Origin of the sequence: Pandoraea sp. CB10b_02 (genome assembly GCF_002216225.1) — a bacterium.
Taxonomy (GTDB): domain Bacteria; phylum Pseudomonadota; class Gammaproteobacteria; order Burkholderiales; family Burkholderiaceae; genus Pandoraea; species Pandoraea nosoerga.
In genome coordinates this window covers 1-24,788 of record NZ_NJGW02000015.1, presented here as the reverse complement: position 1 = coordinate 24,788, position 24,788 = coordinate 1, and the positions used below count along the sequence as shown (strand labels likewise).

Genomic DNA, 24,788 nt, shown 5'->3' with positions numbered 1-24,788 from the left:
CGGCGGCGGGCGCCGCCGGAGGGCGGGGCGTCAGTGGGGGCGTGAGCGTTGCGGCGTCGACGCCGGCACGCGTGATACACTTCGGCCCGCAGAGTCGGCCAGACAATCGCCGCCTTCCCTCGGGAAGGGGGAGGAAAGTCCGGACTCCACAGGGCAGGGTGATGGCTAACGGCCATCCGTCGTGAGACGCGGAACAGGGCAACAGAGAGCAGACCGCCGATGGCCCCTGGCGCAAGCCAGGCGGATCAGGTAAGGGTGAAACGGTGCGGTAAGAGCGCACCGCGGCGTGCGGCAACGCACACGGCACGGTAACCTCCACCCGGAGCAATTCCAAATAGGCAGGTGAGCGGCATGCGCCTCGTGTGCATGCCGGCAACGGGGCCCCCGGGAGCCTGCGGGTAGGAAGCTTGAGCGGCGCAGTGATGCGTCGCCTAGAGGAATGATTGTCAGGCGCGGCGCAAGTCGCGCTCACAGAATCCGGCTTATCGGCCGGCTCTGCATCCCGATGAATGCAAAAGGCTCCCGCGAGGGAGCCTTTTGCGCATCTGCGGCGCGAGCCGCGATCAGCCTTCGACGATTTCCACGCTGTGCGTGAGCTCCGCCGTCTTCGCGAGCATGATCGACGCCGAGCAGTACTTGTCATGCGACAGGGTCACCGCGCGCTCGACCGTGGCGGGGTTCAGGTTGCGCCCCGTGACGGTGAAATGGAAATGGATCTTGGTGAACACCTTCGGATCTTCGCTGGCGCGCTCGGCCTTGAGCGTCACGCTGCACCCCTTTACCTCGGCACGGCTCTTCTTCAGGATCAGTACCACGTCGTATGCCGTGCAGCCGCCGGTGCCGACCAGCAGCATTTCCATCGGACGTGGCGCCTGATTGTGCCCGCCGCCCTCCGGCGCCCCGTCCATCGCGACAATGTGACCGCTGCCCGTCTGCGCGACGAAAGCCATGCCGTCCTGGCCCATCCAGCTAACCTTGCATTCCATATCTCGAAACCCCGATTTCTCGTTCAAGCAAAAATTGTAGCGGCTTCCGCAATCGTGCGTACCGTCCCGCAACCGAGGGCGCCGACGTTTTCGGTGCGGGTTGCTGCGTCGCAATATTGGCGCTTTTTTGATCGGGTTTTCAGGAGGAGAAACCCTAAATTCAGGTCGATCCCGCTAGTTGGAGATCGATGCCGAGACGTTGAATGCTATCAAGTCATTGAATTTTAACGATTTTTCTGTTCTGGTGGTTTTCGTTTTGAATTTCATATTATGGTGTTGTATTTCGCACTATAAATTTTCTTGCATTGCACCATGACGTTTGCTACACTTCAGTCATTGGTTGTTGTGCTTCACAGCAACGCTGCAAGTGTCTCCTCCACCCTCCTCCTTTGGTGGATTTAACCCGGACCCTCGAGGTTCGGGTTTTTTTTTGCGTTGCCGGAAACGGCGTTTACCGAGCGACAGCTTTTTTCTGTATAATCAACGGCATTTTCCGGAAATGCCCACGGAAAATGCATCAGGGAGAGCCTGCAAGCACAGGACTGCGCCATGCGACCGAAGTGTTGCCAGGACGCGGCCGGCAGACAAGCAGGAAGTTGGTGTCTATGGGGCAAACAGTATTTTTTTTGGATCGATCATGAAGACGTTTTCCGCTAAGCCGGCAGAGGTGACGCGCGAATGGTTTGTGATTGACGCGACGGACAAAGTCCTCGGCCGTGTCGCCAGCGAAGTGGCACGCCGTCTGCGCGGCAAGCACAAGCCTGAATTCACGCCGCACGTTGATACTGGTGACTACATCATCATCGTCAACGCTGCCAAGCTGAAAGTCACGGGCGCAAAGCAAACTGACAAGAAGTACTACCGCCACACCGGTTATCCGGGCGGTATCTACGAAACCACGTTTGGCAAGATGCAGGAGCGTTTCCCGGGCCGTGCGCTCGAGAAGGCCGTGAAGGGCATGCTGCCGAAGGGTCCGCTGGGCTATGCGATGATCAAGAAGCTGAAGGTTTACGCCGACGGCAACCATCCGCACGAAGCGCAGCAACCGAAGTCGCTCGAGATCTAAGGGCCACGCCATGTTCAAAAACGATTGGAATTACGGCACCGGCCGTCGCAAGAGCGCCGTCGCTCGTGTGTTCATCAAGGCTGGCAAGGGCGACATCGTCGTCAATGGCAAGCCGATCAAAGAGTACTTTGCTCGTGAAACGTCGCTGATGATCGTCCGTCAGCCGCTCGAGCTGACCAACCACGCCGAAACGTTCGACATCAAGGTCAACGTCTCGGGCGGCGGTGAAACGGGTCAGGCCGGTGCGGTTCGTCACGGCATCACCCGCGCACTGATCGACTACGACGCGACGCTCAAGCCGACGCTGTCGACCGCTGGCTTCGTCACGCGCGATGCCCGTGAAGTCGAACGTAAGAAGGTTGGTCTGCACAAGGCCCGCCGACGCAAGCAATTCTCGAAGCGTTAATCGCACGAGTGCTTGTTCGCATCTGCCGCAAGCAGATGCAGGAAAGGCCGCCTCGCGCGGCCTTTTTTCATTTACGGCGCCACGCTCACGCGCGCGGCGCCGCCCGACGGCCGGCGTGGCGCCGCGTCACACGTGTCGTGGAAGCTTGATAGAATCGCGGTTCCGATTCAAAGGGGTGGGACATGGTCAAGGTAGGTATCGTAGGCGGCACCGGCTATACGGGTGTGGAGCTCCTCCGTCTGCTCGCGCAGCATCCGGAAGTGAAGTTGACGGCGATTACCTCGCGCAAGGAAGCGGGTACGCCGGTCGCCGACATGTATCCGAACCTGCGAGGCCGTGTCGATCTGGCGTTCGTCACGCCCGACGATGCCCGTCTGACCGACTGCGACGTGGTGTTCTTCGCCACGCCCCACGGCGTGGCCATGTCGCAGGCGCGCGAGCTGCTCGCCGCCGGTGTGCGCGTGATCGATCTGGCGGCCGACTTCCGCCTGAAGGACACGGCCACGTTCGAGAAGTGGTACGGCATGCCGCACGCCTGCCCGGACATTCTCGAAGAAGCCGTCTACGGCCTGCCCGAAATCAATCGCGAGCAGATCAAGAGCGCGCGCGTGATCGGGCTGCCGGGTTGCTATCCGACGTCCGTTCAGCTCGGCTATGCACCGCTGTTCGCGGGGGGGCGCAAGCTCGTCGACCCGAAGCATCTGATCGCCGACGCGAAGTCGGGCGCGAGCGGCGCCGGCCGCAAGGGCGAGACGTCGCTGATCCTCGCGGAGACGGCCGACAACTTCAAGGCATACGGCGTGAAGGGGCACCGTCACCATCCGGAAATCAAGCAGGGGCTCGAGGCGATCGCCGGCTACGAGGTGGGCCTGACGTTCGTGCCGCACCTGTTGCCGACCATCCGCGGCATTCATTCGACGCTCTACGCGACGATCCTTCCCGAAGCGCGCGACACCGACTTCCAGGCGCTGTTCGAGACGTACTACGCCGGCGAGCCGTTCGTGGACGTGCTGCCGGCCGGTTCGATGCCCGAGACGCGCTGGGTGCGCGCCTCGAACTACGTGCGCGTGGCAGTGCATCGTCCGGGCAATGAAGACACGCTGGTCATCCTCGTGGTCGAGGACAACCTGGTCAAGGGCGCGTCCGGTCAGGGCGTGCAGTGTATGAACCTGATGTTCGGCTTGCCGGAGAATACGGGCCTCACCCATATTCCCGTACTGCCGTAACGGTATTTATCATTTCTAAGCCCTTGATTTTTCGGCACCCGGCACGATTTGGGATTAGGGACTAGAATGGTACCGAAACGATTTTTGGAGATTTGCGATGAACGCACCGCTTGAGGCCGCCGTCACGGAAATGCCCGCGTTCCTGGTCTTTACCGACAGCGCCGCGGACAAGGTCAAGCAACTGATCGACGAGGAAGGCAACCCCGAGCTCAAACTGCGCGTTTTCGTGCAGGGCGGCGGGTGCTCCGGCTTTCAGTACGGTTTCACCTTCGATGAAGACGTCAACGAAGACGACACCGTGCTCGACAAGAACGGCGTGTCGCTGCTGATCGACTCGATGAGCTATCAATACCTCGTCGGCGCCGAGATCGACTACAAGGAAGATATCAACGGCGCCCAGTTCGTGATCAAGAACCCGAACGCGACCACGACGTGTGGCTGCGGCTCGTCGTTCTCGGTCTGAGCGAACAGGACTGACGGGAGGCAATGCCGGGGGCGCATCGGCGACGAGGCGCGCGGGCATGCAGGCAATATCCCGCAATACCCCTCCCCGGAGGGGTATTTTTTTGTCCGTTCAAAATTTTTGTCCGTTCAAAACGTGGCGCGGTGCTGGTCGCGCCACGGTCACGGGATGTCAGCGGGGATAGATGGCGCCCAGAATGCGCGGGCCCTTCGCGCCGGTGACCGACGGAAGATTCCCCGGTTCGCGCGCGAGACAGCGCTCGGCGAGCCAGGCGAACGCCAGTGCCTCGACCTGATGCGGGGGCACGCCAAGCGCTTGCGTCGTCGCGACGCTGACGCCGGGCAGGCGTTCGGCAATCGCCTGCATGAGCGCGGCATTGCGCGTGCCGCCGCCGCAGGCGTAGAAGCTCCTGCAGTCCGAGGCATGACCCAGCACGTCGTTGGCCACGCACTGCGCCGTGAGCGCGACGAGTGTGGCTTGCACGTCAACGGGGGCGACGTTGGGAAATGCGGCTAGCTTGCCGTCGAGCCACGCGGCGTGGAACAGGTCGCGTCCGGTGCTCTTGGGCGGCGTCTGCGTGAAATACGGCTCGCTCAACAGGGCGGCGAGCAGCGCCTCGTCCACGCGTCCGCTTGCGCTCCATGCGCCGCCGTCGTCATAGGGCTTGCCGAGATGGCGCGCGGCCCAGCCGTCGAGCAGGGCATTGCCCGGGCCGCAGTCGAAGCCCGACACCGGTCGGCCCGTGGCGGCTGCCGGCAGGATCGTGACGTTGCTGATGCCGCCGAGGTTGCAGACCACGCGCGTCTCGCCGGCCTCGGCGAAGCGCGCCTGATGGTAGGCCGGCACGAGCGGCGCGCCTTGGCCGCCGGCCGCGACGTCGCGGCTGCGCAAGTCCGCGACAACGTCGATGCCGGTCAGTTCGGCGAGCAGTGCGGGGGCGTTGAGCTGGCGGGTATAGCCCACGCCGTCGAACTCGCCGGGGCGATGACGGATCGTCTGGCCATGCGCGCCGATGGCGGTCACCGCGGACGCCGGCAAGCCAGCCTTGGCGAGCAGCTCGCCCACGCATTCGGCATAGTGTCGAGCCAACGCATTCGCGGCCAGCGCTTCGCGATGAAGCTCATTGTCGGACGGGGCTTGCAGCACCATCAGCGTCTCGCGCAGCGGCTGCGCAAACGCAATGTACGCTTCGGCCAGCACTTGCCCGCCGGGCGAAGCCACGAGCACGCCATCCACGCCATCGAGGCTGGTGCCGGACATCAGGCCGATGTAATGGGACGACGGCGAGGACGGCGGGGAGGGCGCGGTGGCGCCCGAGCGGGCGTCTTGAGCGGAAAGGTCAGTCATGAGCGAAGCGCGGGCGAAGGGATAGCGCGAATAGCGGCGGCGGGGCGACGACACGGCGGCACGGCGGCACGGCGGCACGGCGACACAACAAAACGGCGACACGACGAAGTGCCCCGATCGGCTGCCGCACCGCCCGGGCTCGCGAGCCAATCGCTCGCTGAGCCCGCGCCGTGCGGCCCCTAGCATACCTCAATCGCGCTCGGCGACTTGGACGGTGCGCATCAGGTCGATGCGCTTGAGCAGATTTTCCGCGTACATGTCGAACAGCTTCAGGCGGGCGCCCGAGAGCGGCGCGACGGCGGCGACGTCGGTCGCGAACGGATTGCGCGGCACCCCGTTCAGGCGCAACTCGTAGTGCAGGTGCGGCCCGGTCGCCCAGCCCGTCTGGCCGACGAAGCCGATGACCTGGCCCTGCGTGACGCGCGTGCCCGGCTTCACCCCCGGGCCGAAGCCGGAGAGGTGCGCGTAGCGTGTCTGGTAGTTGCCGGCGTGCTCGATCTCGATCAGGTTGCCGTAGCCGTTCTGCTTGCCAACGAACGTGACGACGCCGTCGCCGGCCGCGAACACGCGCGTGCCGATGGGCGCGGCCAGATCCACGCCCTCGTGCTTCTTCCATTGATGCTGGAACGGATGCTCACGGCCGCCGAACGCCGACGAAATGCGCGAGAACTCGACCGGCGTGCGCAGGAATGCCTGCTTCAGGTTGCGGCCGTCGAAGCCGTAATACGCGCCTTCGGGCGAGCCCTGCGGATCGGCGTACCAGATGGCCTGATGCGTCTTGCCCTGGTTGATGAACTCGATGGCGAGCACGCGTCCGGTGCGAACCGTGCGGTCCTGCTGCTTGATCACCTCATAGACGAGGCGGAAGCGATCGCCGCGGCGCACGTCGCGCTGGAAGTTGATCACGCCGGAGAAGATGTTGACCATCTGCGCGACGACCGCATCGGGCACGCCGGCGTCGTCCATCGCGGTGAAGAAGTTGCCCGTGATGGCGCCCGAGCGCATGGCCCATTCGGTGTCGTTCGCAAGCTGCTCCATGCGCGCGCGCAGACGCCCGTCGTCGTTGCGGTCGATGACGAGCTGCTGCGCCGTGGCGCTGCCGGTGGACAGGACGGTGGAGAGCGAGACGAGCTTGCCGTCGTCGTCGGTCTCGGCCTGCACGACCTGACCGGCGGGCACGCCGATCAGGCGGCGCGCAACGGCATTCTCGCGGATGAAGCGTTCGGCGGTGGGGTCCTGGATCGACAGCCGCGAGAGCATGTCGCCCAGCGTCTCGCCGCGGCGCATTGCCACTTGATGGATATAGGTCTGGGATTGCGCGTCGAGCTGCTGGATCTGTCGGGCCAGGTCGGGAAAGGTGAGCGGCAGCGTCACGCTCGCACCGTTGCGCGCCGATTCCGGCACCATGGGCGCCACGCCGAAAGCGGTCACCATTCCCAACGTCAGCGCCGAGCCGACCGTCGCCACGATTTGCACCTTTCTTCGGCGGTGCTTCGGCTGCGTGGGATCGATCAGGGTCAGCAGTTCACGCGCAAAAAAATCACGGAGTTTGGGCCACATCACGTAAAATTCTGCGCAACTTACAAAAAAGCCCGGGCGGAGCGACACGCTTCGCGATTGCCTGTCGGATTTTCCGGGGCAACCCGGCGTCGCTTCGGCCCGAGCCGAGAATTGAGCGGCGATTATAGCAGACGCATCGCCGTCTCCGCCTTTACTGACTGATTAGGGGGAACCCCCGATCCAGTCCGGACAATGATGTTATGACAAGTGAACACGCACTCACCTCGGATAAGCAGTACCCTGTGACCGACGCCACGCGGGCCGCACTGGCGATCGCCAAGCGCGGTTGCGACGAGTTGCTAGTGGAAGAGGAGTTCCTGCAGAAGCTCGCGCGCAGCGAGGCCACCGGCAAACCGCTTCGCATCAAGCTCGGCCTCGATCCGACCGCGCCCGACATCCACATCGGCCACACCGTGGTGCTCAACAAGATGCGCCAGCTCCAGGACCTGGGCCACACGGTCATTTTCCTGATCGGCGATTTCACCTCGCTGATCGGTGATCCGTCGGGCCGCAACAGCACGCGTCCGCCGCTCACGCGCGAGCAGATCGAAGCAAACGCGAAGACCTATTTCGAGCAGGCCGCGCTGGTGCTCGACCGCAGCAAGACCGAGATCCGCTACAACAGCGAGTGGTCGATGAAGCTGGGCGCGGACGGCATGATCAAGCTCGCCTCGCGCTACACCATGGCGCGCATGCTCGAGCGCGAGGACTTCACCAAGCGCTTCCAGGGCGGTGTGCCCATCGCCATCCACGAGTTTCTGTACCCGCTCATGCAGGGCTACGACTCGGTCGCCCTGGAGTCGGACCTCGAGCTGGGCGGCACCGACCAGAAGTTCAACCTGCTCGTGGGCCGCGAGCTGCAGAAGCAGTACGGTCAGGAGCCGCAGTGCATTCTCACGATGCCGCTGCTCGAAGGGCTCGACGGCGTCGAGAAGATGTCGAAGTCCAAGGGCAACTACGTCGGCATCAGCGAGAAGCCGAGCGAGATGTTCGGCAAGCTCATGAGCATCTCGGACGAGCTGATGTGGCGTTACTACGAGCTGCTGTCGTTCCGCTCGCTCGAACAGATCGCGCAGTTGCGCAAGGACGTCGAGGGCGGGCGCAACCCGCGCGACGTGAAGGTCCTGCTCGCGCAGGAGATCGTGGCGCGCTTCCACTCGCCGGCCGACGCCGAGCGCGCGCTCGAGGACTTCAACGCGCGCGCGCGCGGCGGCGTGCCGGACGACATTCCGGAAGTCTCGCTCGACGGTGCGCCGCTGGGCATTGCCCAGTTGCTCAAGCAAGCCGGTCTGGTGCCGTCGACCTCGGAGGCCAACCGCAACATCGAGCAAGGCGGTGTGCGCGTCGATGGCGAGACGGTGTCCGACAAGGGGGCGAAGATCGAGGCCGGGACTTACGTCGTGCAGGTCGGCAAGCGCCGCTTTGCCCGCGTGACGCTCGCCTGAGCGTGCGCGTCGCGCCGTTCCCGCGCATCACGCCATGATCGCGCTCATTCAACGCGTGCTCGAAGCCGCGGTGACGGTCGATGGCCGCACCGTCGGCGCCATCGGCCCCGGGCTGCTTGCGCTGGTGTGCGCCGAGCGCGGCGACACTGAAGCGAGCGCCGACAAATTGCTCGCGAAACTGCTCGGCTATCGGGTGTTCTCCGACGAGGCGGGCAAGATGAACCGCAGCGTGTCGAACCTCGACGGCAACGGCGCGGCCGGCGGCTTGCTGCTCGTCTCGCAGTTCACACTGGCGGCCGATACCAACAGCGGCACGCGACCGAGCTTTACGCCGGCGGCGAGTCCCGCACACGGCAAGCGTCTTTTCGACCACTTCGTCGCCCAGGCGCGCGAGCGCCACCCGATCGTGGAGACGGGCGAATTCGGCGCGCACATGCGTGTCTCGCTGGTCAACGACGGCCCGGTGACTTTCTGGCTGCAGAGCCGGCCTGAGCACGCCGGGTCCGCCTGAACCGGGGGGATCCGCCTCGAAGCGCCTGAAGGGGCCAGCGGCCTGGAGCGCTCCGGGCCGGCTCAACGCGGCTTCCCCGGAGGATTCGGACGGCTGCGAACTCGCGCGGCGCCACCCATCGTCGCGCATTGCGCCCTCGCCGGCGCACGTCCAGCCGTGCACGCCACGCGCACCCTCTGCGCCATACCCATGCGCTCGTGCGGGACACCGGCCCTGCCGTGCATGGGGCGTCGCGGCGTCGGACCGATGCGATCGATGCGATCGATGCGACCGCGCGGCAGGCGCGGCAGGCGCGGCCCTGGGACGCCCCGGAGGCATCTCGAAAATTGCTCGGAATCGTCTGAAATCGCCGCAATTGGCTGCGGGGCGGCCGCCGGACTGCACGCGATTCGCATCGGTGTGATACCGTCAACGGGTTTCGCAATGACAAGCACGGGAGAAAACGATGAAAGTCTGGAGTGACTCGTTTGCCGACAACGCGGCGATGGATGCACAGTTCGCCTTTGGCAAACCCGATGCGCAGTCGCACGTGGCGCTGTCGCAGAACAAGAACCCGCATCTGGCCTGGTCGGACGTGCCGGCGGGCACGCGCTCGTTCGTCGTGATCTGCACCGACAGCGACGTGCCGAGCCGCGGCGACGACGTCAACAAGGAGGGGCGCGAAGTGCCGGCCGACCTGCCGCGCGTCGACTTCTATCACTGGGTGCTGGTGGACGTGCCGGCGTCGGTCTCGGAAATTCCCGCGGCCAGCCACAGCAATCATGTCACGCCGCGCGGCAAGTTCGGGCCCGACGCGCTCGACGGCATGCGTCACGGCGTGAACGACTACACCGCGTGGTTCGCGGGCGACGAAGCCATGAAGGGCGACTACTACGGCTACGACGGCCCGTGCCCGCCGTGGAACGACACGATCGTCCACCACTATCACTTCACGGTCTATGCGCTCGACATCGCGCGCGTGCCGCTCGAAGGCCGTTTCGGCGGCGACGACGTGCTCGCTGCAATCAAGCCGCACGTGCTGGCCAGCGCCACCGTGACGGGCACCTACACGCTCAATCCGAAGGTGGCCTGACGCCCGGCGCGCCACTCTCAATCGCACACTGCCATTGCATCGATGAACCGCACGACGACCACCTTCACGCTGATTCGCCACGGCGAGACCGACTGGAACCGCGTCAAGCGCATTCAGGGGCATACGGACATTCCGCTGTCGGCCGAAGGGGAGCGTCAGGCGGCGCGGCTGGGCGAGCGCATTGCGCGCGACGTGGCCGCCCATGGGCGCGTGTTCGACCATGTGCTCACGAGCGATCTGCGGCGTGCGGTGCAGACCGCCGAGCCGGTGGCGCGTGCCTGCGGCCTGCCGCTGGTACGCACCGCGAATCTGCGTGAGCGGCATTACGGCGTGTTCGAGACGCGCGTGCCCGACGAGATCGAGGCCGAGTTCCCGCAGGACTACGCGCGCTGGCAGAGCCGCGATCCGGACTTCACGATCCCCGGCGGGGAATCGACGCGCGCCTTCTACACCCGCATCACCGAGTTCGTTTCGCAACTGTTGCGCGACTACGCGGGGCAGCATCTCGCACTCGTCGCGCACGGCGGCGTACTCGACTGCTGCTACCGCTTCGCGACCGGCTTGCCGTTGAGCGAGCCGCGCTCGTATCCGCTGCTCAACGCGAGCGTGAATCGTCTGGCCTGCGACGGCGAGCGCTGGCAAGTTCTGAGCTGGGCAGACGTCTCGCATCTGGATCACGCCGTGCGCGACGAGAGCAACGACAAGCCCGGGGCAGCGGAAGGGGCGGCGCAAGCGAACGCTGCAGCGGTGACGGATCGCGTCGATCCGCGCGTGGTGTAACGCCGGCCGGCTCCGGCGGCAAGCATTGAGCGTTTCACCGCGCGCGGCGCGCCGCCGGTTCAGCGTTCCAGCGACGGCTGCACGTTGGCGGCATCGGGGGTGGCAAGCGCCCGGCGTCGCGCGCGATGCGCCACGCTGTTTCGCATGGCCCAGCGGGCGAGTCGCGCCGTATGCCGCACGGCCGCACGAACCGTCAGGCGACGCATGGCCGCACCGTCGGCGAACCCGAGCATGGCCTGCGACCACTCCGGCAGCAGATCGACGCCGGCGCTGAACAACAATCCACTGAACATGCGAGCACCGGCGAACGGCGCGGGCAGATTGCGCAGCACGCGAACGACTTCGTCCGTGCGCTCGCTCGTCTGCAGCGATGAACGCATGGCTGCCAGATACTCGTCGATCTGCGCGACGCTCGTCGGCACGTCGCGCGCGCCAAGCGCGATCGCAATACGCGCGACTTCCGCGTAGTAGCGATCCTGTTCGCCGCGCGCGAACGTCGGGTCCTTGTAGACCAGATAGCTGCGAAGAAAGCTCGACGTCTCGGCGACATGCACCCAGGTGAGCAGGTCGGGGTCATACGCCGCGTATGGACGCCCGTCAGGCGCGGTGCCCTTCACCTGGAGATGGATGCGGCGCACGCGCTCGAGCAGTGCTTCGGCATCGGCGGTGTTGCCGAATGTGGTGCCGCCGATGAACGTGGCGGTGCGGCGCAGCCGGCCGATCACGTCCTGGCGGAAGGTGGAGTGGTCCCAGACGCCGGCCATGGCGAGCGGATGGAGCGACTGCAGCAGCAGGGCGCTGACCCCGCCGATCATCATCGACATGAAGTCGCCATGCACATGCCAGCACGCGGCGCCGGGGCCGAACAGGCCGGGGTCGCCCGGCGGCGTGTCGTAGTTCAGGCGCGGGGCGCCTGGACCGGACGTCAGGCTCACGAGCCGCATGGCGATCGCATGGCGTATGCGCCCCGACACGCCCACGACCGGGCCGGCCGGCCGCAGCGGCGTGGCAGGGGGCGGCGTGGGGAGGTCGTCGTGCGAAGACATGCGTCGATCCGTACCGAGTGACGATGGCGAGAGGCGATGGCGAGAGGCGCGAGCCCCGATCCGCGCGGCTTACCCGCCGTTGACGTCGGACGCCCAGAGCGAGCCGCTCTCGGGTGCGTTGCCCGGCGCGGCCAGACCGAAGTGGCGATACGCGGCGAGCGTCGCTACGCGGCCGCGCGGCGTGCGCTGCAGAAAACCTTGCTGAATCAGATACGGCTCGATCACGTCCTCGATGGTGTCGCGCTCCTCGCCGATCGCGGCGGCAAGGTTGTCCACGCCGACCGGGCCGCCGTCGAACTTGTGCAGCACCGCTTCGAGAAGCTTGCGATCCATCACGTCGAAGCCGACCGGGTCGACGTCGAGCATGCGCAGGGCCGCGTCGGCGACCGCCGCCGTGATGCGTCCGTCGGCCTTCACTTCGGCGTAGTCGCGCACGCGCCGCAGCAGGCGGTTGGCGATGCGCGGGGTGCCGCGCGCGCGGCGTGCAATTTCGTGCGCGCCGTCGTCGGCGATCGAGGCATTGAGCAGACCGGCCGAGCGACGCACGATGCCCGCCAGCTCGTCGGCGGAGTAAAACTCCAGGCGTGCCACGATCCCGAAACGGTCGCGCAGCGGATTGGTGAGCATACCCGCACGCGTGGTCGCGCCAACGAGCGTGAACGGCTGCAGATCGAGCTTGACGCTGCGCGCCGCCGGTCCCTCGCCGATCATGATGTCGATCTGATAGTCCTCGAGCGCCGGGTACAGGATTTCCTCGACGACCGGCGAGAGCCGATGGATTTCGTCGATGAACAGGACGTCGTTGGCTTCAAGATTGGTGAGCAGCGCCGCGAGATCGCCCGGGCGCTCGAGCACCGGGCCCGAGGTCTGGCGCAGGTGCACGCCCATCTCGCGCGCAACGATGTGCGCGAGCGTGGTCTTGCCCAGGCCCGGCGGCCCGAACAGCAGCACGTGGTCGAGCGGCTCCGAGCGCTTGCGGGCCGCCTCGATGAAGATTTCCAGCTGGTCGCGCACCTTGCGCTGGCCGACGTATTCGTCGAGCAGCTTGGGGCGCAGTGCGCGCTCGAAGGCTTCTTCGTTGGGCGAGGCGGGCGTTGGCGCGATAATGCGCTCGGCGGCGAGTTTATCGGTTTCGATCATGGCTGCATTGTAGCGCTTCAGGCGTCGCTTGCCCGGGCGGGCCGGCGGGATTTCGCGGCGCGTCGTGCGGGCCCGCGGCGGCTCGTCAGCCGACCAGGCGTCCGCGCCGCATGCGCAGGCCCTTCGCCGCGAGAGCGGGCGAGCGCACGGGACCGGCCTCGGCCAGCGACACGAGCATCTCGCCGCTGTGCGCGTGGCAAATGGCCACGCCGAGCGCATCGGAGGCGTCCTTGCCGGGCGTGCCGCTCAGCGTGAGCAGGCGGGTGACCATCTCCTGCACCTGCTCCTTGCGGGCGCGTCCGTAGCCGACCACGGCCTGCTTGAGCTGCATCGGCGTGTATTCGAAGACCTCGAGCCCGCCGACCGACAGCGCGGTAATCGCGGCGCCGCGCGCCTGCCCGAGCAGCAGCGTGGACTGCGGGTTGACGTTGACGAACACCTTTTCGATGGCGGCCTGATCGGGACGGTAGGTTTCGACCAGCTCCGCCACGCTCTCGAAGATGATGCGCAGCCGGGCAGGCAGCGTGCCTTCGCCCGTGCGGATGACGCCGCTCGTCACATATTGCAGGCGGCTGCCGTGCTTTTCGAGCACGCCGAAGCCGGTGACGCGCAAGCCGGGGTCGATACCAAGAATTCTCATGCGGAGGCCAGAGGCGCGGCACATGGCGCCGGCGCGGGGCAAGTCAACGGATATGGCCCGTATTCTGGCACAGCCGGACCGGGGCGTCGCTCATGTCGTGTTTTATGCGACGAGACCGGGGCGAGACAGGAGCGGACGGACCGCAAGAGGAGGAATGACGCAGGCAGAGAGGCGCCGCGGCACGCCCCCCGACGGGGGCTCCGGCGCGCCTCGCGTCGATTTGCCGCAGGGGTGCGTCCCGCCGGGGGCGGCCGGCGGGCGTCGCGAGGCGGCGGATTGTTGTACATTGTTTGCTGTTCAAAATATTCGACGGTCCGTCGCCGGACCGCCTGCCTGCCGATGCTCTGGATCAAAGCGCTGCACATCGTTTTCGTTGCCTCGTGGTTCGCCGGCCTGTTCTATCTGCCGCGCATCTTCGTCAATCTCGCGATGGAGAGCGACGCCGCCGCCACGCAGCGCCTGCTGCTCATGGCACGCAAGCTGTACCGCTTCATGACGATCCTCGCCGTACCGGCACTCGCTTTCGGACTGATCCTCTGGCTGTATTACGGCATCGGCCGACACGGCGGCTGGCTGCACGCCAAGCTGCTCATCGTCGTGCTGCTGCTCGGCTACCACCATGCGTGCGGCCGCCTGCTGCGCAAGTTCGAAACCGGTCGCAACACCCGTTCGCACCGCTGGTATCGTTACTTCAACGAATTTCCGGTGCTGGGACTACTCGGCGCGGCGATTCTCGCGGTCGTCAAGCCGTTCTGATCGTCCTGAGCCCGTCCTGCGCCTCCCGATCCGGGGCGCCTGCGCGCCTGCGATCGAATGCGTGCCTGAACGGGCGTCATGCCCGTCGTCCAGCATAAGAATCTGCCGCGGCGCGCCGTTGCGCGTCGCGAAACGTCCTGCCCTGAGGAGTATGCCGTGAGTCTGACCTGCGATTACTTTCTGGCGCCGCCGTCGCCCTACGTCTACATGGGGCACGCGCGCTTCGTCGAACTGGCGCGTCGTTTCGACGTACAGATCCAGCTCAAGCCCGTCGATCTCGGGCGCATTTTTTCGAGTTCGGGCGGGCTGCCGCTGGCCAAGCGCGCGCCGCAGCGGCAGGCCTATCGTCTGGTGGAGCTCGCGCGCTGGTCCAGGTATCTGGGCATGCCGCTCAATCTTCAGCCGAAGTTCTTTCCCGTGGCGGGTGACCCGGCCGCGCGCCTGATCATCGCCGCGCAACTCGCGCATGGCACCGGGCGCGCGCTCGATCTGGCCGCCGCGATCTCGAAGGCGCTGTGGGTGGAGGAGCGCAATATTGCCGACGACGCCACCTTGCAGACCATTGCGGACGGCCTGTCGTTCGACGGCAAGTCGCTCGTGGCCGCATCGAGCGGTGCGAGCGTGCAGGCCGCCTACGATGCGAATACCGAAGACGCGATGAACGCCGGCGTGTTCGGCGCGCCGTGGTTCGTGTTCGAGGGCGAGCCGTACTGGGGGCAGGATCGTCTCGACTTTCTCGAACGGGCTTTTGCGCAGGCGCGCGCCGCGCAGCGCTGAGCCCGTTTCTTTCGTTCCCGAAGCGCTCCCGAATCGTTCGTGAAGCGTTCGTGATGCCCGCTGCCGGCGTGGCCGGACGGCGGCAAACCAAGGAGTCTGCAGCAATGAGTCGTCCCCAGGTGGTGTTGTACAAGGGCGTGCCGGCCGAGGTGCGCGCGCGTCTGGCCGAGGCGTTCGAGCTTACCGAGTTCAATGGCGTGAACGACGCCAACCGGGCCGCGTTCGACGCGGCGCTCGGGCGTGCGGACGGGGCCATCGGCGTCGGCGTGAACGTCACGCCCGAGATGCTCGACGCGGCCCCGAAACTGAAGGCATGGGCCACCATCTCGGTCGGCTACGATCAGTTCGACGTGCCCGATCTCACGCGTCGGGGCATCGTGTTGATGAATACGCCCGACGTGCTGACCGAGACCACCGCCGACACCGTGTTCGCGTTGATCCTCGCGAGCGCGCGGCGCGTGGTCGAGCTGGCCGAACTCGTCAAGGCGGGCGGATGGAAGGGCAGCCTCGGTGAGGCGTACTTCGGCACCGACGTGCAAGGCAAGACGCTCGGCATCGTCGGCATGGGGCGCATCGGCGGCGCCGTCGCCCGCCGCGCCGCGCTCGGCTTCGGCATGCAGGTGCTCTACAGCAACCGCACGCGCAACGAGGCGGCCGAGAAGGCCTACGGGGCGCAATACCGCGCGCTGCCGGAGCTGCTCGCGCAGGCCGATTTCGTGGTGACGCTGGTGCCGCTGTCGCCGGCCACCGAGCGCCTGATCGGTGCGAGGGAATTCGCGCAGATGAAGCGCGGGGCGATCTTCATCAACGCGGCGCGCGGCAAGGTGATCGACGAGTCCGCGCTGATCGACGCTCTGGCCTCGGGGCATCTGCGCGCCGCGGGACTCGATGTGTTCGAGCGTGAACCGGTTTCGGTGGATTCGCCGTTGCTGAAGATGCATAACGTGGTGGCGCTGCCGCATATTGGCTCGGCCACCCACGAGACGCGCCATGCGATGGCGGCGTGTGCCGCGGACAATCTGATTGCCGCGCTCACGGGCCAGCCGCTGCGCAACGTGGTGAACCCGCAGGCGCAGCAGCGTTGAGACGCTCAAGCGTGGGGGGAGCGCGCGCGGCGGGTTCCCCCGACGTCCAAGGCTTGACGTCTAACGGCCGTCGCTCGCCATACGGCGGCGATTGATGACCTCCTTCGCCCGGGCGAGCTGTTTGGGCAGCCGCTCGCCCAGCCGCAGCGCCATGCCCACGGCCAGCACGTCGCCGATCGCGAGATGCGCGATGCGCGAGGTCAGCGGCGAGTACACGTCGGTGTCCTCGTCGACATCGGCGAAGAGCGCCACGCTCGCCATGCGCGCGAGCGGGGAGTTGCTGTGTGTAATGGCGATCACGCTCGCGCCCGCGGCGCGCGCGAGCTGCACCGCTTCGAGCAGGTCCTGCGTGCGTCCGGTGTTCGAGATGGCCACGACCACGTCGCCCTCGCGCAGCAGTGCGGACGACATGCCGTAGACGTGCGGATCGTTGTACGCCACGGCTGGAATGCCGAGGCGGAAGAACTTGTGCTGCATATCCTGCGCCGCAATGCCCGACGCCCCCGCGCCATAGAACTCGATGCGCGTGGCGGCGGCAAGCAGTGCGATGGCCTGCCCGATGCTGTCGGGCGACAGATTGTTGCGCACCTGCATGAGGCTGCCGATGGTGCGATCGAGCACCTTGCTCGCGATGCCCGGTACCGGCTCGTCGGGACGCACGTCGCGATGCACGAACGGCACGCCCTGCGCAATGCCTTGCGCGAGCCGGATCTTGAATTCGCGATAGCCGCTGCACCCCACCGCCTGGCAGAAGCGGGCGATCGTGGGCTGGCTGACGTTGGCGCGCTCGGCGAGTTCGTTCATCGACAGATCGACGACTTCGCGCGGGGCGTCCAGCACGTAGGTCGCAAGCTTGCGCTCGGATGGGCGCAATTGGGTCAGCATGGCTTCGATTCGGTTCAGCATGGCAGGCACCAACAAAAACAGGCGCGCGGCCGTCGCTGCCTCGCGCCATTCCCCGTGTTGCCTCGACGCCTTGCCCCATGTTGCCCCGGGGGCGCGGCGAGTCGGCTTGTCAGGCGCCCACTATAGCACCCGGCATCCGCGCCACGGCGCGCTTGGCTTTTCGCCGGGCACGCCTCGGACGACTGGCGAGATGTACAAAAACTACAAAAATACGACATTTCGCATTATGGGCGGTTATTTCTCAATGTGGCACAAATACAGTTAACTGTCGGAAAGTAATCAGTAAAACCCCGGATGCGGCGTACTTCCGATTGATGGGATGTAGAATTTCTACTAAACTCCGCTCCCAATCGTACCCCTCCTGGGTGCGTCGCAATCCGTCTTCCGGCATGACGTCTGACTCCACGAAGCCCCTGCATCCGGCCGTCCGGGCCGTCACCGCGCGCATTGCCGCGCGCAGCCGCGACACGCGCGCCGCCTATCTGGCCCGGATCGCGGCGAGTGCCGGCCGGTTTCCGCAGCGCGGTGCGCTGTCCTGCGCCAATCTGGCGCACGGCTTCGCCGCCATGCCGGCCAACGACAAACTGGTGCTGCGCGAGCAGCGCCGGCCCAACGTCGGCGTGGTGACCGCCTATAACGACATGCTCTCGGCGCATCAGCCTTACGAGCAGTACCCCACACGGCTGCGCGAAGCGGCGCGCAAGCTGGGCGCCACGGTGCAGGTGGCCGGCGGCGTGCCGGCCATGTGCGACGGCGTCACGCAAGGCAACGCCGGCATGGAACTGTCGCTGTTCTCGCGCGAGGTCATTGCGATGAGCACGTCCGTGGCGCTCTCGCACAACATGTTCGATGCCGCGCTCATGCTCGGCGTGTGCGACAAGATCGTGCCGGGACTCGTGATCGGCGCGTTGCAGTTCGGCCATCTGCCGACGATCTTCGTCCCCGCGGGCCCCATGTCGAGCGGGCTGTCGAACGACGAAAAGGCGAAGATCCGCCAGCAGTACGCGACCGGCCAGGTCGGGCGCGACGCGCTGCTCGAAGCCGAATCGCAGGCTTACCACGGTGCGGGCACCTGCACGTTCTACGGCACGGCCAACAGCAACCAGCTGCTCATGGAGATCATGGGCCTGCACCTGCCGGGCGCGGCGTTCGTCCATCCGCACATGCCGCTGCGCGACGCCCTCACCGACGCTGCACTCGCGCGAGTGCTCGCCATCGGCGCCGACACGCGCGAATACACCCCTATCGGCCATGTGGTCGACGAGCGCTCGGTGGTCAACGGCATCGTCGGCCTGCTCGCCACGGGCGGCTCGACCAACCACACGCTGCACCTCGTGGCAATGGCCCGCGCGGCGGGCGTGCTCATCGACTGGGACGACTTCGATGCGCTCTCTGCCGTGGTGCCGCTCATGGCGCGCGTCTACCCGAACGGCAAGGCCGACGTGAATCACTTCCACGCCGCCGGCGGCATGGCGTTCCTGATCGGCGAGCTGCTCGACGCCGGCCTGCTGCATGGCGACGTGCAGACCGTGGCCGGCCCGGGACTTGCCCGCTACCGCGAGGAGCCGTGGCTTTCGCCACAGGGGCTGGCGTGGCGCGCCGGGAGCGCCTACAGTGGTGATCGTGACGTCCTGCGCGGCCATGCCGAGCCGTTCGCCCCCGACGGCGGACTGCGGCTCATGCACGGCAATCTGGGACGCGGCGTCATCAAGGTGTCGGCGGTCAAGCCGGAACATCGGCGCGTGGCCGCAACGGCACGCGTATTTGCTTCGCAGGAAGCGGTTCAGGCCGCGTTCGATGCAGGCGAGCTGCGTCGCGACGTGGTCGTGGTGCTGCGCGGCCAGGGTCCGCGCGCCAATGGCATGCCCGAGCTGCATCGCCTCACCCCGCTGCTCGGCGTCTTGCAGGACGAAGGCTTTGCCGTGGCGCTCGTGACCGACGGCCGCATGTCGGGCGCATCGGGCAAGGTGCCCGCCGTGATTCACGTGTCGCCCGAGGCGGCCGGCGGCGGGCCGCTCGCCCGCGTGCGCGATGGCGATCTGATCGTGCTCGACGCGAACGCCGGCATGTTGCACGCCGAGGTGGCGCCGCAGGACTGGGCCTCGCGCGAGATCGCGCCGGTGCCGGCCTCCGGCGACGACACCGGGCGGCTGCTCTTCGGCCACATGCGCGCGGCGGTCGGCGCGGCAGAGGCGGGCGCTTCCGTGTTCTTCGGTATCGAGTGACGTGCAGGCCGCATTGGCGCCGCGCTCATGCATTCAAGGAAAACGTAATGGACATCAATGACATCGTTCGTGCCGGCCCCGTGGTCCCGGTGCTTCAGTTCGACAACGTCGAGCAGGGCGAACAAGTCTCGCGCGCCTTGCTCGCCGGCGGCGTGCGGGTGCTCGAGATCACGCTGCGCACGCCGGCGGCCATGGACGTGATCCGTCACGTGGCGGGTCTGTCGGACGAGTTGATCGTCGGCGTGGGCACGCTCACGCGCCCCGAGGAAATGGCGCAGGCCGTGGCCGCCGGCGCGCGCTTCGGCGTCTCGCCCGGCTACACGAGCGCGCTTGGCGCGGCCGCCAGGGCCGCGGGCCTGCCGCTGCTGCCGGGCGTGGTCACGCCCTCGGACATCCTCACGGCGCTGGCCGACGGCTACGACACCGTGAAGTTCTTCCCGGCCGAGCCCTCGGGCGGCGTGCCGATGCTCAAGGCGCTGTACGGACCGTTCCGCCAGGTGCGCTTCTGCCCGACGGGCGGCATCAGCGCGGAGTCGGCGCCGTCGTATCTCGCACAGCCGAACGTGGTCTGCGTGGGCGGTTCGTGGCTCACGCCCAAGGCGCTCGTCGACGCGAAGGACTGGGACGGCATTACGCGTCTGGCGCGCACGGCGAGCGCGTTGCCGCGCGGGTGAGCGAGCGCCGGGAAGCCGTATCGGAGAGGTTCGGGAAAGGTGCAGGCAAGGTGCAGGCAAGGGGCCGCAGAAGCGCGTGCCGCCGACACCACGCAGGATTCATCGAATAACAGGATTTCAATAATCGGGCCCACAAGGCCCATCGGGCATCCGCCCATCTAGCCAAACGAGGAGACCCCCATGGTCGCGGTGCAGGGCAACTTGCTGCTGGTGTACGCGCTTGTCGCGGTAATTGCGCTGATCTTGCTGATCGCGCGCTTCAAACTGAATCCGTTCATCACGCTGATCGTCGTCTCGCTCGTGCTCGGGCTGGCGGTGGGCATGCCGATGGGCGGCATCGTCAAGGCTTTCGAGACGGGCGTGGGCAACACGCTGGGGCACATCGCGCTGGTGGTGGGCCTGGGTACGATGCTCGGCAAGATGATGGCCGAGTCCGGCGGGGCCGAGCGCATCGCGCGAACGCTCATCGGCTTCTTCGGTGAAAAGAACGTGCACTGGGCGATGGTCGTGATCGCGTTCATCGTCGGTCTGCCGGTGTTCTTCGAGGTCGGCTTCGTGCTGCTCATCCCGATCGCGTTCAACGTGGCCAAGCGCACCGGCACGTCGATGGTGCTCGTGGGCATTCCGATGGTCGCCGGCCTGTCGGTCGTGCATGGCCTGATCCCGCCGCACCCGGCGGCGCTGCTGGCCGTGACCGCCTACAACGCCGACATTGGTCACACCATCATGTACGCGCTGATCGTGGGCATTCCCACCGCCGCGATCGCCGGCCCGCTCTTCGCCAAGCTCATGGCGCGCTATGTCGTGCCGAACCCGGACAACCCCCTGCTGGCACAGTTCGTCGAAGCCGATCGCAAGACGGAAGCGCTGCCGGGTTTCGGCATCACGCTGTTCACCATTCTGCTGCCGGTGATCCTGATGCTCGTGGGCAGCTGGGCCGATCTGTTCTTCGCGCCGAAGTCGTTCGCCAACGACTTCCTGCGCCTGATCGGCAACTCGGTGATGGCGCTGCTCATCGCCACGCTCGTGAGCTTCTTCACGTTCGGCAAGCAGCGCGGCTTCAACCGCGATCAGATTCTCAAGTTCACGAACGAATGTCTCGCCCCGATCGCCACGATCACGCTGGTGGTGGGCGCGGGCGGCGGTTTCGGGCGTATCCTGATGGACAGCGGCGTGTCGAAGGCGATCGTCGACGTGGCCACGCATGCGAACCTCTCGCCGCTGCTGCTCGGCTGGCTGGTGGCGGTGCTCATTCGTATCGCGACGGGCTCGGCCACGGTGGCGATGACGACCGCGTGCGGCATCGTCGCGCCGATCGCGGCGGCCGCCGGCGCAACCGTCAAGCCGGAGCTGATGGTGCTCGCCACGGGCGCGGGCTCGCTCATCCTGTCGCACGTGAACGACGGTGGCTTCTGGCTGGTCAAGGAGTACTTCAACATGACCGTGCCGCAGACGTTCAAGACCTGGACGGTTTGCGAGACGATCATTTCCGTGGTGGCGCTGCTGCTGACGCTGGCCCTCGCAACGGTGGTGTGAGGCAGCGATGCAGGGCGTGCAACACCGGCAACACACTGACGCGAGTCAGCAGGTTACAAGGAGACGAGCCATGATCGTCGTGGTAATGGGCGTATCGGGCAGCGGCAAGAGCACGGTCGGGCAGATGCTGGCCGACCGGCTGGGCTGCGGGTTTTCCGACGCGGATTCCTTTCACAGTGCAGCGAACATCGAGAAGATGCGTCGCGGCGAGGCACTCAACGACGAGGACCGCGCCCCGTGGCTGGCCGCCATTCGCGAGGCCATCGTCGCGCGCCGCCTGGCGGGACGTCATCATGTGTTCGCGTGTTCGGCGCTGCGCGCCCGCTATCGCGATGTCCTTGGCGAGCACGACGGCGACGTCGTGTTTGTCTATCTGAAGGGGGCGCCCGAAGTGATCGGCGAGCGCCTTGCCTCGCGCTCGGGCCATTTCTTCGACCCCGCACTGCTGCAGAGCCAGTTCAATACCCTCGAAGAGCCGCAGGACGCGCTGACCATCGACATCCGCGAGACGCCCGAGGCGATTGTGGAGATGCTGCTGCACAAGCTCGCCGCCTGTCCGGGCGGCGCACCCCTGACGTCGGCCACCTCGGCACGCGTACAATAGCGGTTTATTCCCTCTGCCGGCGCGTTGCGCGCCGGCTGTACGCATCGAAATGGCTTCCTTCGAATTCTTCGCGCCGTGCCCCCGTGGGCTGGAAGAGGCGCTCGCCGCCGAGCTGGCAGAGCTGGGCCGCCTTGCCCCGGTGTCGGTCGGCCAGCAGGTTCCGGGCGGCGTGCACTTCGCCGGGCCGTGGGCAGCCGGCATGGCAGCCAACCTGCATTCGCGCATTGCCAGTCGCGTGCTGCTGCGCGTGGCACAGCAGGGCTATCGCACCGAACAGGACATCTACGCCTTCGCGCTCGCCCAGCGCTGGGAAGACTGGTTCTCGTATCAGCAGACGCTGCGCGTGGACGTCACCGGCGTGAAGGCGCCCGTGCGCAGCCTCGAGTTCGTCACGCTGCGCATCAAGGACGCCGTTTGCGATCGTCTGCGCGAGAAGACCGGCGCGCGTCCGAACATCGACACGGCGCAGCCGGACGTGCGCGTGTTCGCTTTCCTGACGGCGACCGACGTCACGCTCTATCTCGACACGTCCGGCGAAGCGCTCTTCAAGCGCGGCTGGCGTCTGGACAAGGGGGCGGCACCGCTGCGCGAGAACCTCGCGGCGGGCATTCTGCGCCTGGCGGGCTGGCGCGCGGATACGGCTGCCGGCATGGTGCTGTACGACCCGATGTGCGGCAGCGGCACGTTTCTTGCCGAAGCGGCGCAAATCGCGCTGGGCGTGCCCGCCGGCGCCGGGCGGCGCTTCGGTTTCGAAAAGCTCAGGGGCTACGACATCACCGCCTGGCAGAGCCTGAAGGTGCAGGCGATGGACGCCCAGCGCGACGCGCGCGTGCGTGGCGCGCCGCCGACGATCTTCGGCAGCGACATCTCGGGCGACATGCTGGCCAAGGCGCGCGCCAACCTGGAGCGCGCGGGCGTGGGCGACATCGGTCTGAAGCAGGTCGATGCGCGCGATATGTCGCCGCCGGTGGACCGGCCGGGCATCGTCGTGGCGAATCCGCCATACGGCGAGCGCATCGAGGTGCGCGGGCGCCGCGCATCGCGCGATCGCGACGGGCGTGACGGGCGTGACGACGAGCGCGACTCGCCCGACATGCACGGCAACCGCGGCGGCTTCCAGCGCAAGCAGCCGGACGGTGTCGACGCCGAATTCTTCCGCGCCTTCGGCGACGTGCTCAAGCAGCGTTTCACGGGCTGGAGCGCGTATCTGCTCACCGCCGACATGAGCCTGCCGGGGCAGATGCGCCTGCGCGAGTCGCGCCGCACGCCGCTGTACAACGGCGCGCTCGAATGCCGCCTGTTTCGCTTCGATCTGATCGCCGGACCGGTGCGCAGGCGCGCAGACGCCGACGGCAAACCGGCGCACGGCGCGCCTGGGGCATAACGCCTTCGCGAGAGGGGCGCCGCCCGCAGGGCAAGACCGGTCGTTGGCCGGTCCTTGGGGCCTCCGGGGCGCCCTCGTTATCTGGCGTATCTGGTGTATTCGACGTCATCGCCCGCCGTGGCGGGCCATGGCGGCTATCGCGCGCTCAGAAACTGGCGGAGAATGCCGTGCGAGTAGTGGCTCGCGACGTCGCGCAGGAAGCGAGGGAAGTCGACGTGCGCGGTGTCGTCGGCGGCATCCGAGAGCGTGCGCATCACGGCGAACGGCACGCCGTACTCGTGGCACACCTGCGCCACCGCCGCGCCTTCCATTTCCACCGCCAGCGCATTCGGCAGGGCCTCGCGCAGACGCGCCACCTCCTGCGCGCTCGACACGAAGCGGTCGCCGCTGGCGATCTGCCCGACATGCACGCGCGCTGCGCCGAGATGCAAGGCGGACAGCCACTCCGGGCGCACCTCGCTCGCCATGTGCTGCGCGAGCCAGTCGCGGGCGGCCTTCGCGAGGGCGTCGCGCAGCGCCACGTCGGCGGAAAACGCGGCGCGTCCGAGCAGCGGGATTTCGTGACGGGGGAAGAGGGGACTGGCATCCATGTCGTGTTGCACGAGCGAGTCGGCCACGACGACGTCGCCGACATTCAGTCCGTGGGCCAGTCCGCCGGCCACGCCGGTGAAGACGATCTGCTCGACGCCGAAGCGATGAATCAGCGCGGTGGCCGTGGCGGCGGCCGCGACCTTGCCCACGCGCGCGAGCACGATGACGCAGCCCTGGCCGTGCAGCCGGCCCACGTGGTAGTCGCGCATGCCGACATGCTCCACGCGCGCGCCAGGCGCCATCTCGGCGAGCAGGTCGGCAATTTCTTCATGCAGGGCGGCGACGATGCCAAGCGTCATGGCGCGGATTCCGAGGGCAAAGCGAAGCGCGCATTGTAGCGCGCGTGGCAGTGATTGCTGCAGTGAGTGTTGACGTGAGTGTTGACGTGAGTGTTGCAGTGAGCGCTCGGGCGCGGGGCCCTCGGCGACCCCGCGTCGGCGCGCTCACCGCGAAGACGAACGTCAGTCGACGGCCTTGACCATCTCCTCGACGACCTTCTTCGCGTCGCCGAAGACCATCATCGTCTTGTCGAGATAGAAGAGTTCGTTGTCCAGACCGGCGT

General features: G+C 66.7%; 25 protein-coding genes and 1 other RNA gene. 17 read left to right on the top strand and 9 right to left on the bottom strand.

The window, feature by feature from the left end; genetic code table 11:
* Nucleotides 1–90: 90 nt before the first annotated feature.
* Nucleotides 91–501, top strand: an RNA gene (gene rnpB, locus CDN36_RS15885) — RNase P RNA component class A.
* A gap of 62 nt (nucleotides 502–563) precedes the next feature.
* Here the strand turns inward: rnpB and CDN36_RS15880 are convergent.
* A complete protein-coding gene (locus CDN36_RS15880; RefSeq protein ID WP_150553619.1) occupies nucleotides 564–986 on the bottom strand; it encodes an OsmC family protein in 423 nt (140 codons plus the stop codon).
* A 637-nt stretch (nucleotides 987–1,623) separates the two neighbouring features.
* On the opposite strand from CDN36_RS15880, the gene rplM reads away from it, so the two are divergent.
* From rplM to erpA, 4 genes are all read left to right on the top strand, one after another.
* The gene (gene rplM / locus CDN36_RS15875; RefSeq protein ID WP_010805091.1) at nucleotides 1,624–2,052 is read left to right on the top strand and encodes a 50S ribosomal protein L13; all 429 of its coding nucleotides are present in this window, start codon (nucleotides 1,624–1,626) and stop codon (nucleotides 2,050–2,052) included.
* Nucleotides 2,053–2,062: 10 nt separating this feature from the next.
* On the top strand, nucleotides 2,063–2,458 hold the full coding sequence (rpsI, locus tag CDN36_RS15870; RefSeq protein ID WP_010805092.1) for a 30S ribosomal protein S9: 396 nt from the start codon (nucleotides 2,063–2,065) through the stop codon (nucleotides 2,456–2,458).
* Nucleotides 2,459–2,640: 182 nt separating this feature from the next.
* Complete coding sequence (gene argC / locus CDN36_RS15865) at nucleotides 2,641–3,684, top strand: N-acetyl-gamma-glutamyl-phosphate reductase (RefSeq protein ID WP_150553618.1); 1,044 nt, start codon at nucleotides 2,641–2,643, stop codon at nucleotides 3,682–3,684.
* Nucleotides 3,685–3,781: 97 nt separating this feature from the next.
* Nucleotides 3,782–4,147, top strand: coding sequence for an iron-sulfur cluster insertion protein ErpA (gene erpA / locus CDN36_RS15860; protein ID WP_023597499.1), 366 nt, complete (start codon nucleotides 3,782–3,784; stop codon nucleotides 4,145–4,147).
* 171 nt (nucleotides 4,148–4,318) lie between these two features.
* Here erpA and CDN36_RS15855 read toward each other — a convergent pair whose 3' ends face one another.
* Entirely contained in the window at nucleotides 4,319–5,494 is a 1,176-nt protein-coding gene (locus CDN36_RS15855) for an anhydro-N-acetylmuramic acid kinase (protein ID WP_287497236.1), read from the bottom strand.
* Between the two features lie 189 nt (nucleotides 5,495–5,683).
* Nucleotides 5,684–7,054 carry a M23 family metallopeptidase gene (locus CDN36_RS15850; RefSeq protein ID WP_150553616.1) on the bottom strand — a complete coding sequence of 457 codons (1,371 nt, stop codon included), beginning with the start codon at nucleotides 7,052–7,054 and terminating at the stop codon, nucleotides 5,684–5,686.
* Nucleotides 7,055–7,254: 200 nt separating this feature from the next.
* Between CDN36_RS15850 and tyrS the strand changes: the two genes are divergently transcribed.
* From tyrS to CDN36_RS15830, 4 genes are all read left to right on the top strand, one after another.
* Nucleotides 7,255–8,499: a tyrosine--tRNA ligase gene (gene tyrS, locus CDN36_RS15845; protein ID WP_150553615.1), complete on the top strand. Its 1,245-nt coding sequence runs from the start codon at nucleotides 7,255–7,257 to the stop codon at nucleotides 8,497–8,499.
* A 34-nt stretch (nucleotides 8,500–8,533) separates the two neighbouring features.
* Nucleotides 8,534–9,010, top strand: coding sequence for a D-aminoacyl-tRNA deacylase (dtd, locus tag CDN36_RS15840; protein ID WP_150553614.1), 477 nt, complete (start codon nucleotides 8,534–8,536; stop codon nucleotides 9,008–9,010).
* 445 nt (nucleotides 9,011–9,455) lie between these two features.
* A complete protein-coding gene (locus CDN36_RS15835) occupies nucleotides 9,456–10,082 on the top strand; it encodes a YbhB/YbcL family Raf kinase inhibitor-like protein (protein WP_150553613.1) in 627 nt (208 codons plus the stop codon).
* A 42-nt stretch (nucleotides 10,083–10,124) separates the two neighbouring features.
* On the top strand, nucleotides 10,125–10,862 hold the full coding sequence (locus CDN36_RS15830) for a histidine phosphatase family protein (RefSeq protein WP_287497235.1): 738 nt from the start codon (nucleotides 10,125–10,127) through the stop codon (nucleotides 10,860–10,862).
* Between the two features lie 59 nt (nucleotides 10,863–10,921).
* Here the strand turns inward: CDN36_RS15830 and CDN36_RS15825 are convergent, their stop codons facing one another.
* The 3 genes from CDN36_RS15825 to ruvC all read right to left on the bottom strand — a co-directional run bounded on the left by CDN36_RS15825 (nucleotide 10,922) and on the right by ruvC (nucleotide 13,688).
* Nucleotides 10,922–11,908: an oxygenase MpaB family protein gene (locus CDN36_RS15825; RefSeq protein WP_502920378.1), complete on the bottom strand. Its 987-nt coding sequence runs from the start codon at nucleotides 11,906–11,908 to the stop codon at nucleotides 10,922–10,924.
* A gap of 69 nt (nucleotides 11,909–11,977) precedes the next feature.
* Nucleotides 11,978–13,048 (bottom strand): Holliday junction branch migration DNA helicase RuvB, encoded by a 1,071-nt coding sequence (ruvB, locus tag CDN36_RS15820; protein WP_287497234.1) that lies wholly within the window; start codon nucleotides 13,046–13,048, stop codon nucleotides 11,978–11,980.
* Between the two features lie 85 nt (nucleotides 13,049–13,133).
* Nucleotides 13,134–13,688: a crossover junction endodeoxyribonuclease RuvC gene (gene ruvC, locus CDN36_RS15815; RefSeq protein ID WP_150553609.1), complete on the bottom strand. Its 555-nt coding sequence runs from the start codon at nucleotides 13,686–13,688 to the stop codon at nucleotides 13,134–13,136.
* Nucleotides 13,689–14,027: 339 nt separating this feature from the next.
* On the opposite strand from ruvC, the gene CDN36_RS15810 reads away from it, so the two are divergent.
* The 3 genes from CDN36_RS15810 to CDN36_RS15800 all read left to right on the top strand — a co-directional run bounded on the left by CDN36_RS15810 (nucleotide 14,028) and on the right by CDN36_RS15800 (nucleotide 16,306).
* Entirely contained in the window at nucleotides 14,028–14,444 is a 417-nt protein-coding gene (locus CDN36_RS15810; protein WP_150553608.1) for a CopD family protein, read from the top strand.
* Between the two features lie 156 nt (nucleotides 14,445–14,600).
* The gene (locus CDN36_RS15805; protein ID WP_150553607.1) at nucleotides 14,601–15,221 is read left to right on the top strand and encodes a 2-hydroxychromene-2-carboxylate isomerase; all 621 of its coding nucleotides are present in this window, start codon (nucleotides 14,601–14,603) and stop codon (nucleotides 15,219–15,221) included.
* 104 nt (nucleotides 15,222–15,325) lie between these two features.
* Entirely contained in the window at nucleotides 15,326–16,306 is a 981-nt protein-coding gene (locus CDN36_RS15800; RefSeq protein WP_287497233.1) for a 2-hydroxyacid dehydrogenase, read from the top strand.
* A 60-nt stretch (nucleotides 16,307–16,366) separates the two neighbouring features.
* On the opposite strand, the gene CDN36_RS15795 is transcribed toward CDN36_RS15800, so the two are convergent.
* The gene (locus CDN36_RS15795) at nucleotides 16,367–17,212 is read right to left on the bottom strand and encodes a MurR/RpiR family transcriptional regulator (RefSeq protein ID WP_150553605.1); all 846 of its coding nucleotides are present in this window, start codon (nucleotides 17,210–17,212) and stop codon (nucleotides 16,367–16,369) included.
* A 389-nt stretch (nucleotides 17,213–17,601) separates the two neighbouring features.
* On the opposite strand from CDN36_RS15795, the gene edd reads away from it, so the two are divergent.
* The 5 genes from edd (at nucleotide 17,602) to CDN36_RS15770 (ending at nucleotide 23,635) form a co-directional block, all read left to right on the top strand.
* A complete protein-coding gene (edd, locus tag CDN36_RS15790) occupies nucleotides 17,602–19,437 on the top strand; it encodes a phosphogluconate dehydratase (protein WP_287497232.1) in 1,836 nt (611 codons plus the stop codon).
* Nucleotides 19,438–19,484: 47 nt separating this feature from the next.
* Complete coding sequence (gene eda, locus CDN36_RS15785) at nucleotides 19,485–20,111, top strand: bifunctional 4-hydroxy-2-oxoglutarate aldolase/2-dehydro-3-deoxy-phosphogluconate aldolase (protein WP_150553603.1); 627 nt, start codon at nucleotides 19,485–19,487, stop codon at nucleotides 20,109–20,111.
* Between the two features lie 180 nt (nucleotides 20,112–20,291).
* The gene (locus CDN36_RS15780; protein ID WP_150553602.1) at nucleotides 20,292–21,647 is read left to right on the top strand and encodes a GntP family permease; all 1,356 of its coding nucleotides are present in this window, start codon (nucleotides 20,292–20,294) and stop codon (nucleotides 21,645–21,647) included.
* A 70-nt stretch (nucleotides 21,648–21,717) separates the two neighbouring features.
* Nucleotides 21,718–22,251 carry a gluconokinase gene (locus CDN36_RS15775; protein ID WP_287497231.1) on the top strand — a complete coding sequence of 178 codons (534 nt, stop codon included), beginning with the start codon at nucleotides 21,718–21,720 and terminating at the stop codon, nucleotides 22,249–22,251.
* Between the two features lie 49 nt (nucleotides 22,252–22,300).
* Complete coding sequence (locus tag CDN36_RS15770) at nucleotides 22,301–23,635, top strand: THUMP domain-containing class I SAM-dependent RNA methyltransferase (RefSeq protein WP_287497230.1); 1,335 nt, start codon at nucleotides 22,301–22,303, stop codon at nucleotides 23,633–23,635.
* A gap of 134 nt (nucleotides 23,636–23,769) precedes the next feature.
* Here CDN36_RS15770 and CDN36_RS15765 read toward each other — a convergent pair whose 3' ends face one another.
* Both CDN36_RS15765 and CDN36_RS15760 read right to left on the bottom strand, forming a co-directional pair.
* On the bottom strand, nucleotides 23,770–24,525 hold the full coding sequence (locus CDN36_RS15765) for a 5'-methylthioadenosine/adenosylhomocysteine nucleosidase (protein ID WP_150553599.1): 756 nt from the start codon (nucleotides 24,523–24,525) through the stop codon (nucleotides 23,770–23,772).
* Between the two features lie 162 nt (nucleotides 24,526–24,687).
* On the bottom strand, nucleotides 24,688–24,788 hold a 101-nt coding region (locus CDN36_RS15760), incomplete at its 5' end, for an NAD(P)(+) transhydrogenase (Re/Si-specific) subunit beta (RefSeq protein WP_287497276.1).

What these genes read in the sequence shown, in the direction of transcription:
- rpsI (WP_010805092.1), top strand. Translation starts at nt 2,063, where the DNA reads ATGTTCAAAAACGATTGGAATTACGGCACCGGCCGTCGCAAGAGCGCC.
- CDN36_RS15780 (WP_150553602.1), top strand. Translation starts at nt 20,292, where the DNA reads ATGGTCGCGGTGCAGGGCAACTTGCTGCTGGTGTACGCGCTTGTCGCG.
- CDN36_RS15775 (WP_287497231.1), top strand. Translation starts at nt 21,718, where the DNA reads ATGATCGTCGTGGTAATGGGCGTATCGGGCAGCGGCAAGAGCACGGTC.
- CDN36_RS15825 (WP_502920378.1), bottom strand. Translation starts at nt 11,908, where the DNA reads ATGTCTTCGCACGACGACCTCCCCACGCCGCCCCCTGCCACGCCGCTG.
- rplM (WP_010805091.1), top strand. Translation starts at nt 1,624, where the DNA reads ATGAAGACGTTTTCCGCTAAGCCGGCAGAGGTGACGCGCGAATGGTTT.
- dtd (WP_150553614.1), top strand. Translation starts at nt 8,534, where the DNA reads ATGATCGCGCTCATTCAACGCGTGCTCGAAGCCGCGGTGACGGTCGAT.
- edd (WP_287497232.1), top strand. Translation starts at nt 17,602, where the DNA reads ATGACGTCTGACTCCACGAAGCCCCTGCATCCGGCCGTCCGGGCCGTC.
- CDN36_RS15830 (WP_287497235.1), top strand. Translation starts at nt 10,125, where the DNA reads ATGAACCGCACGACGACCACCTTCACGCTGATTCGCCACGGCGAGACC.
- CDN36_RS15835 (WP_150553613.1), top strand. Translation starts at nt 9,456, where the DNA reads ATGAAAGTCTGGAGTGACTCGTTTGCCGACAACGCGGCGATGGATGCA.
- CDN36_RS15770 (WP_287497230.1), top strand. Translation starts at nt 22,301, where the DNA reads ATGGCTTCCTTCGAATTCTTCGCGCCGTGCCCCCGTGGGCTGGAAGAG.
- CDN36_RS15855 (WP_287497236.1), bottom strand. Translation starts at nt 5,494, where the DNA reads ATGACTGACCTTTCCGCTCAAGACGCCCGCTCGGGCGCCACCGCGCCC.
- erpA (WP_023597499.1), top strand. Translation starts at nt 3,782, where the DNA reads ATGAACGCACCGCTTGAGGCCGCCGTCACGGAAATGCCCGCGTTCCTG.
- CDN36_RS15880 (WP_150553619.1), bottom strand. Translation starts at nt 986, where the DNA reads ATGGAATGCAAGGTTAGCTGGATGGGCCAGGACGGCATGGCTTTCGTC.
- tyrS (WP_150553615.1), top strand. Translation starts at nt 7,255, where the DNA reads ATGACAAGTGAACACGCACTCACCTCGGATAAGCAGTACCCTGTGACC.
- ruvB (WP_287497234.1), bottom strand. Translation starts at nt 13,048, where the DNA reads ATGATCGAAACCGATAAACTCGCCGCCGAGCGCATTATCGCGCCAACG.
- eda (WP_150553603.1), top strand. Translation starts at nt 19,485, where the DNA reads ATGGACATCAATGACATCGTTCGTGCCGGCCCCGTGGTCCCGGTGCTT.
- ruvC (WP_150553609.1), bottom strand. Translation starts at nt 13,688, where the DNA reads ATGAGAATTCTTGGTATCGACCCCGGCTTGCGCGTCACCGGCTTCGGC.
- CDN36_RS15795 (WP_150553605.1), bottom strand. Translation starts at nt 17,212, where the DNA reads ATGCTGAACCGAATCGAAGCCATGCTGACCCAATTGCGCCCATCCGAG.
- CDN36_RS15800 (WP_287497233.1), top strand. Translation starts at nt 15,326, where the DNA reads ATGAGTCGTCCCCAGGTGGTGTTGTACAAGGGCGTGCCGGCCGAGGTG.
- CDN36_RS15765 (WP_150553599.1), bottom strand. Translation starts at nt 24,525, where the DNA reads ATGACGCTTGGCATCGTCGCCGCCCTGCATGAAGAAATTGCCGACCTG.
- argC (WP_150553618.1), top strand. Translation starts at nt 2,641, where the DNA reads ATGGTCAAGGTAGGTATCGTAGGCGGCACCGGCTATACGGGTGTGGAG.
- CDN36_RS15810 (WP_150553608.1), top strand. Translation starts at nt 14,028, where the DNA reads ATGCTCTGGATCAAAGCGCTGCACATCGTTTTCGTTGCCTCGTGGTTC.
- CDN36_RS15850 (WP_150553616.1), bottom strand. Translation starts at nt 7,054, where the DNA reads ATGTGGCCCAAACTCCGTGATTTTTTTGCGCGTGAACTGCTGACCCTG.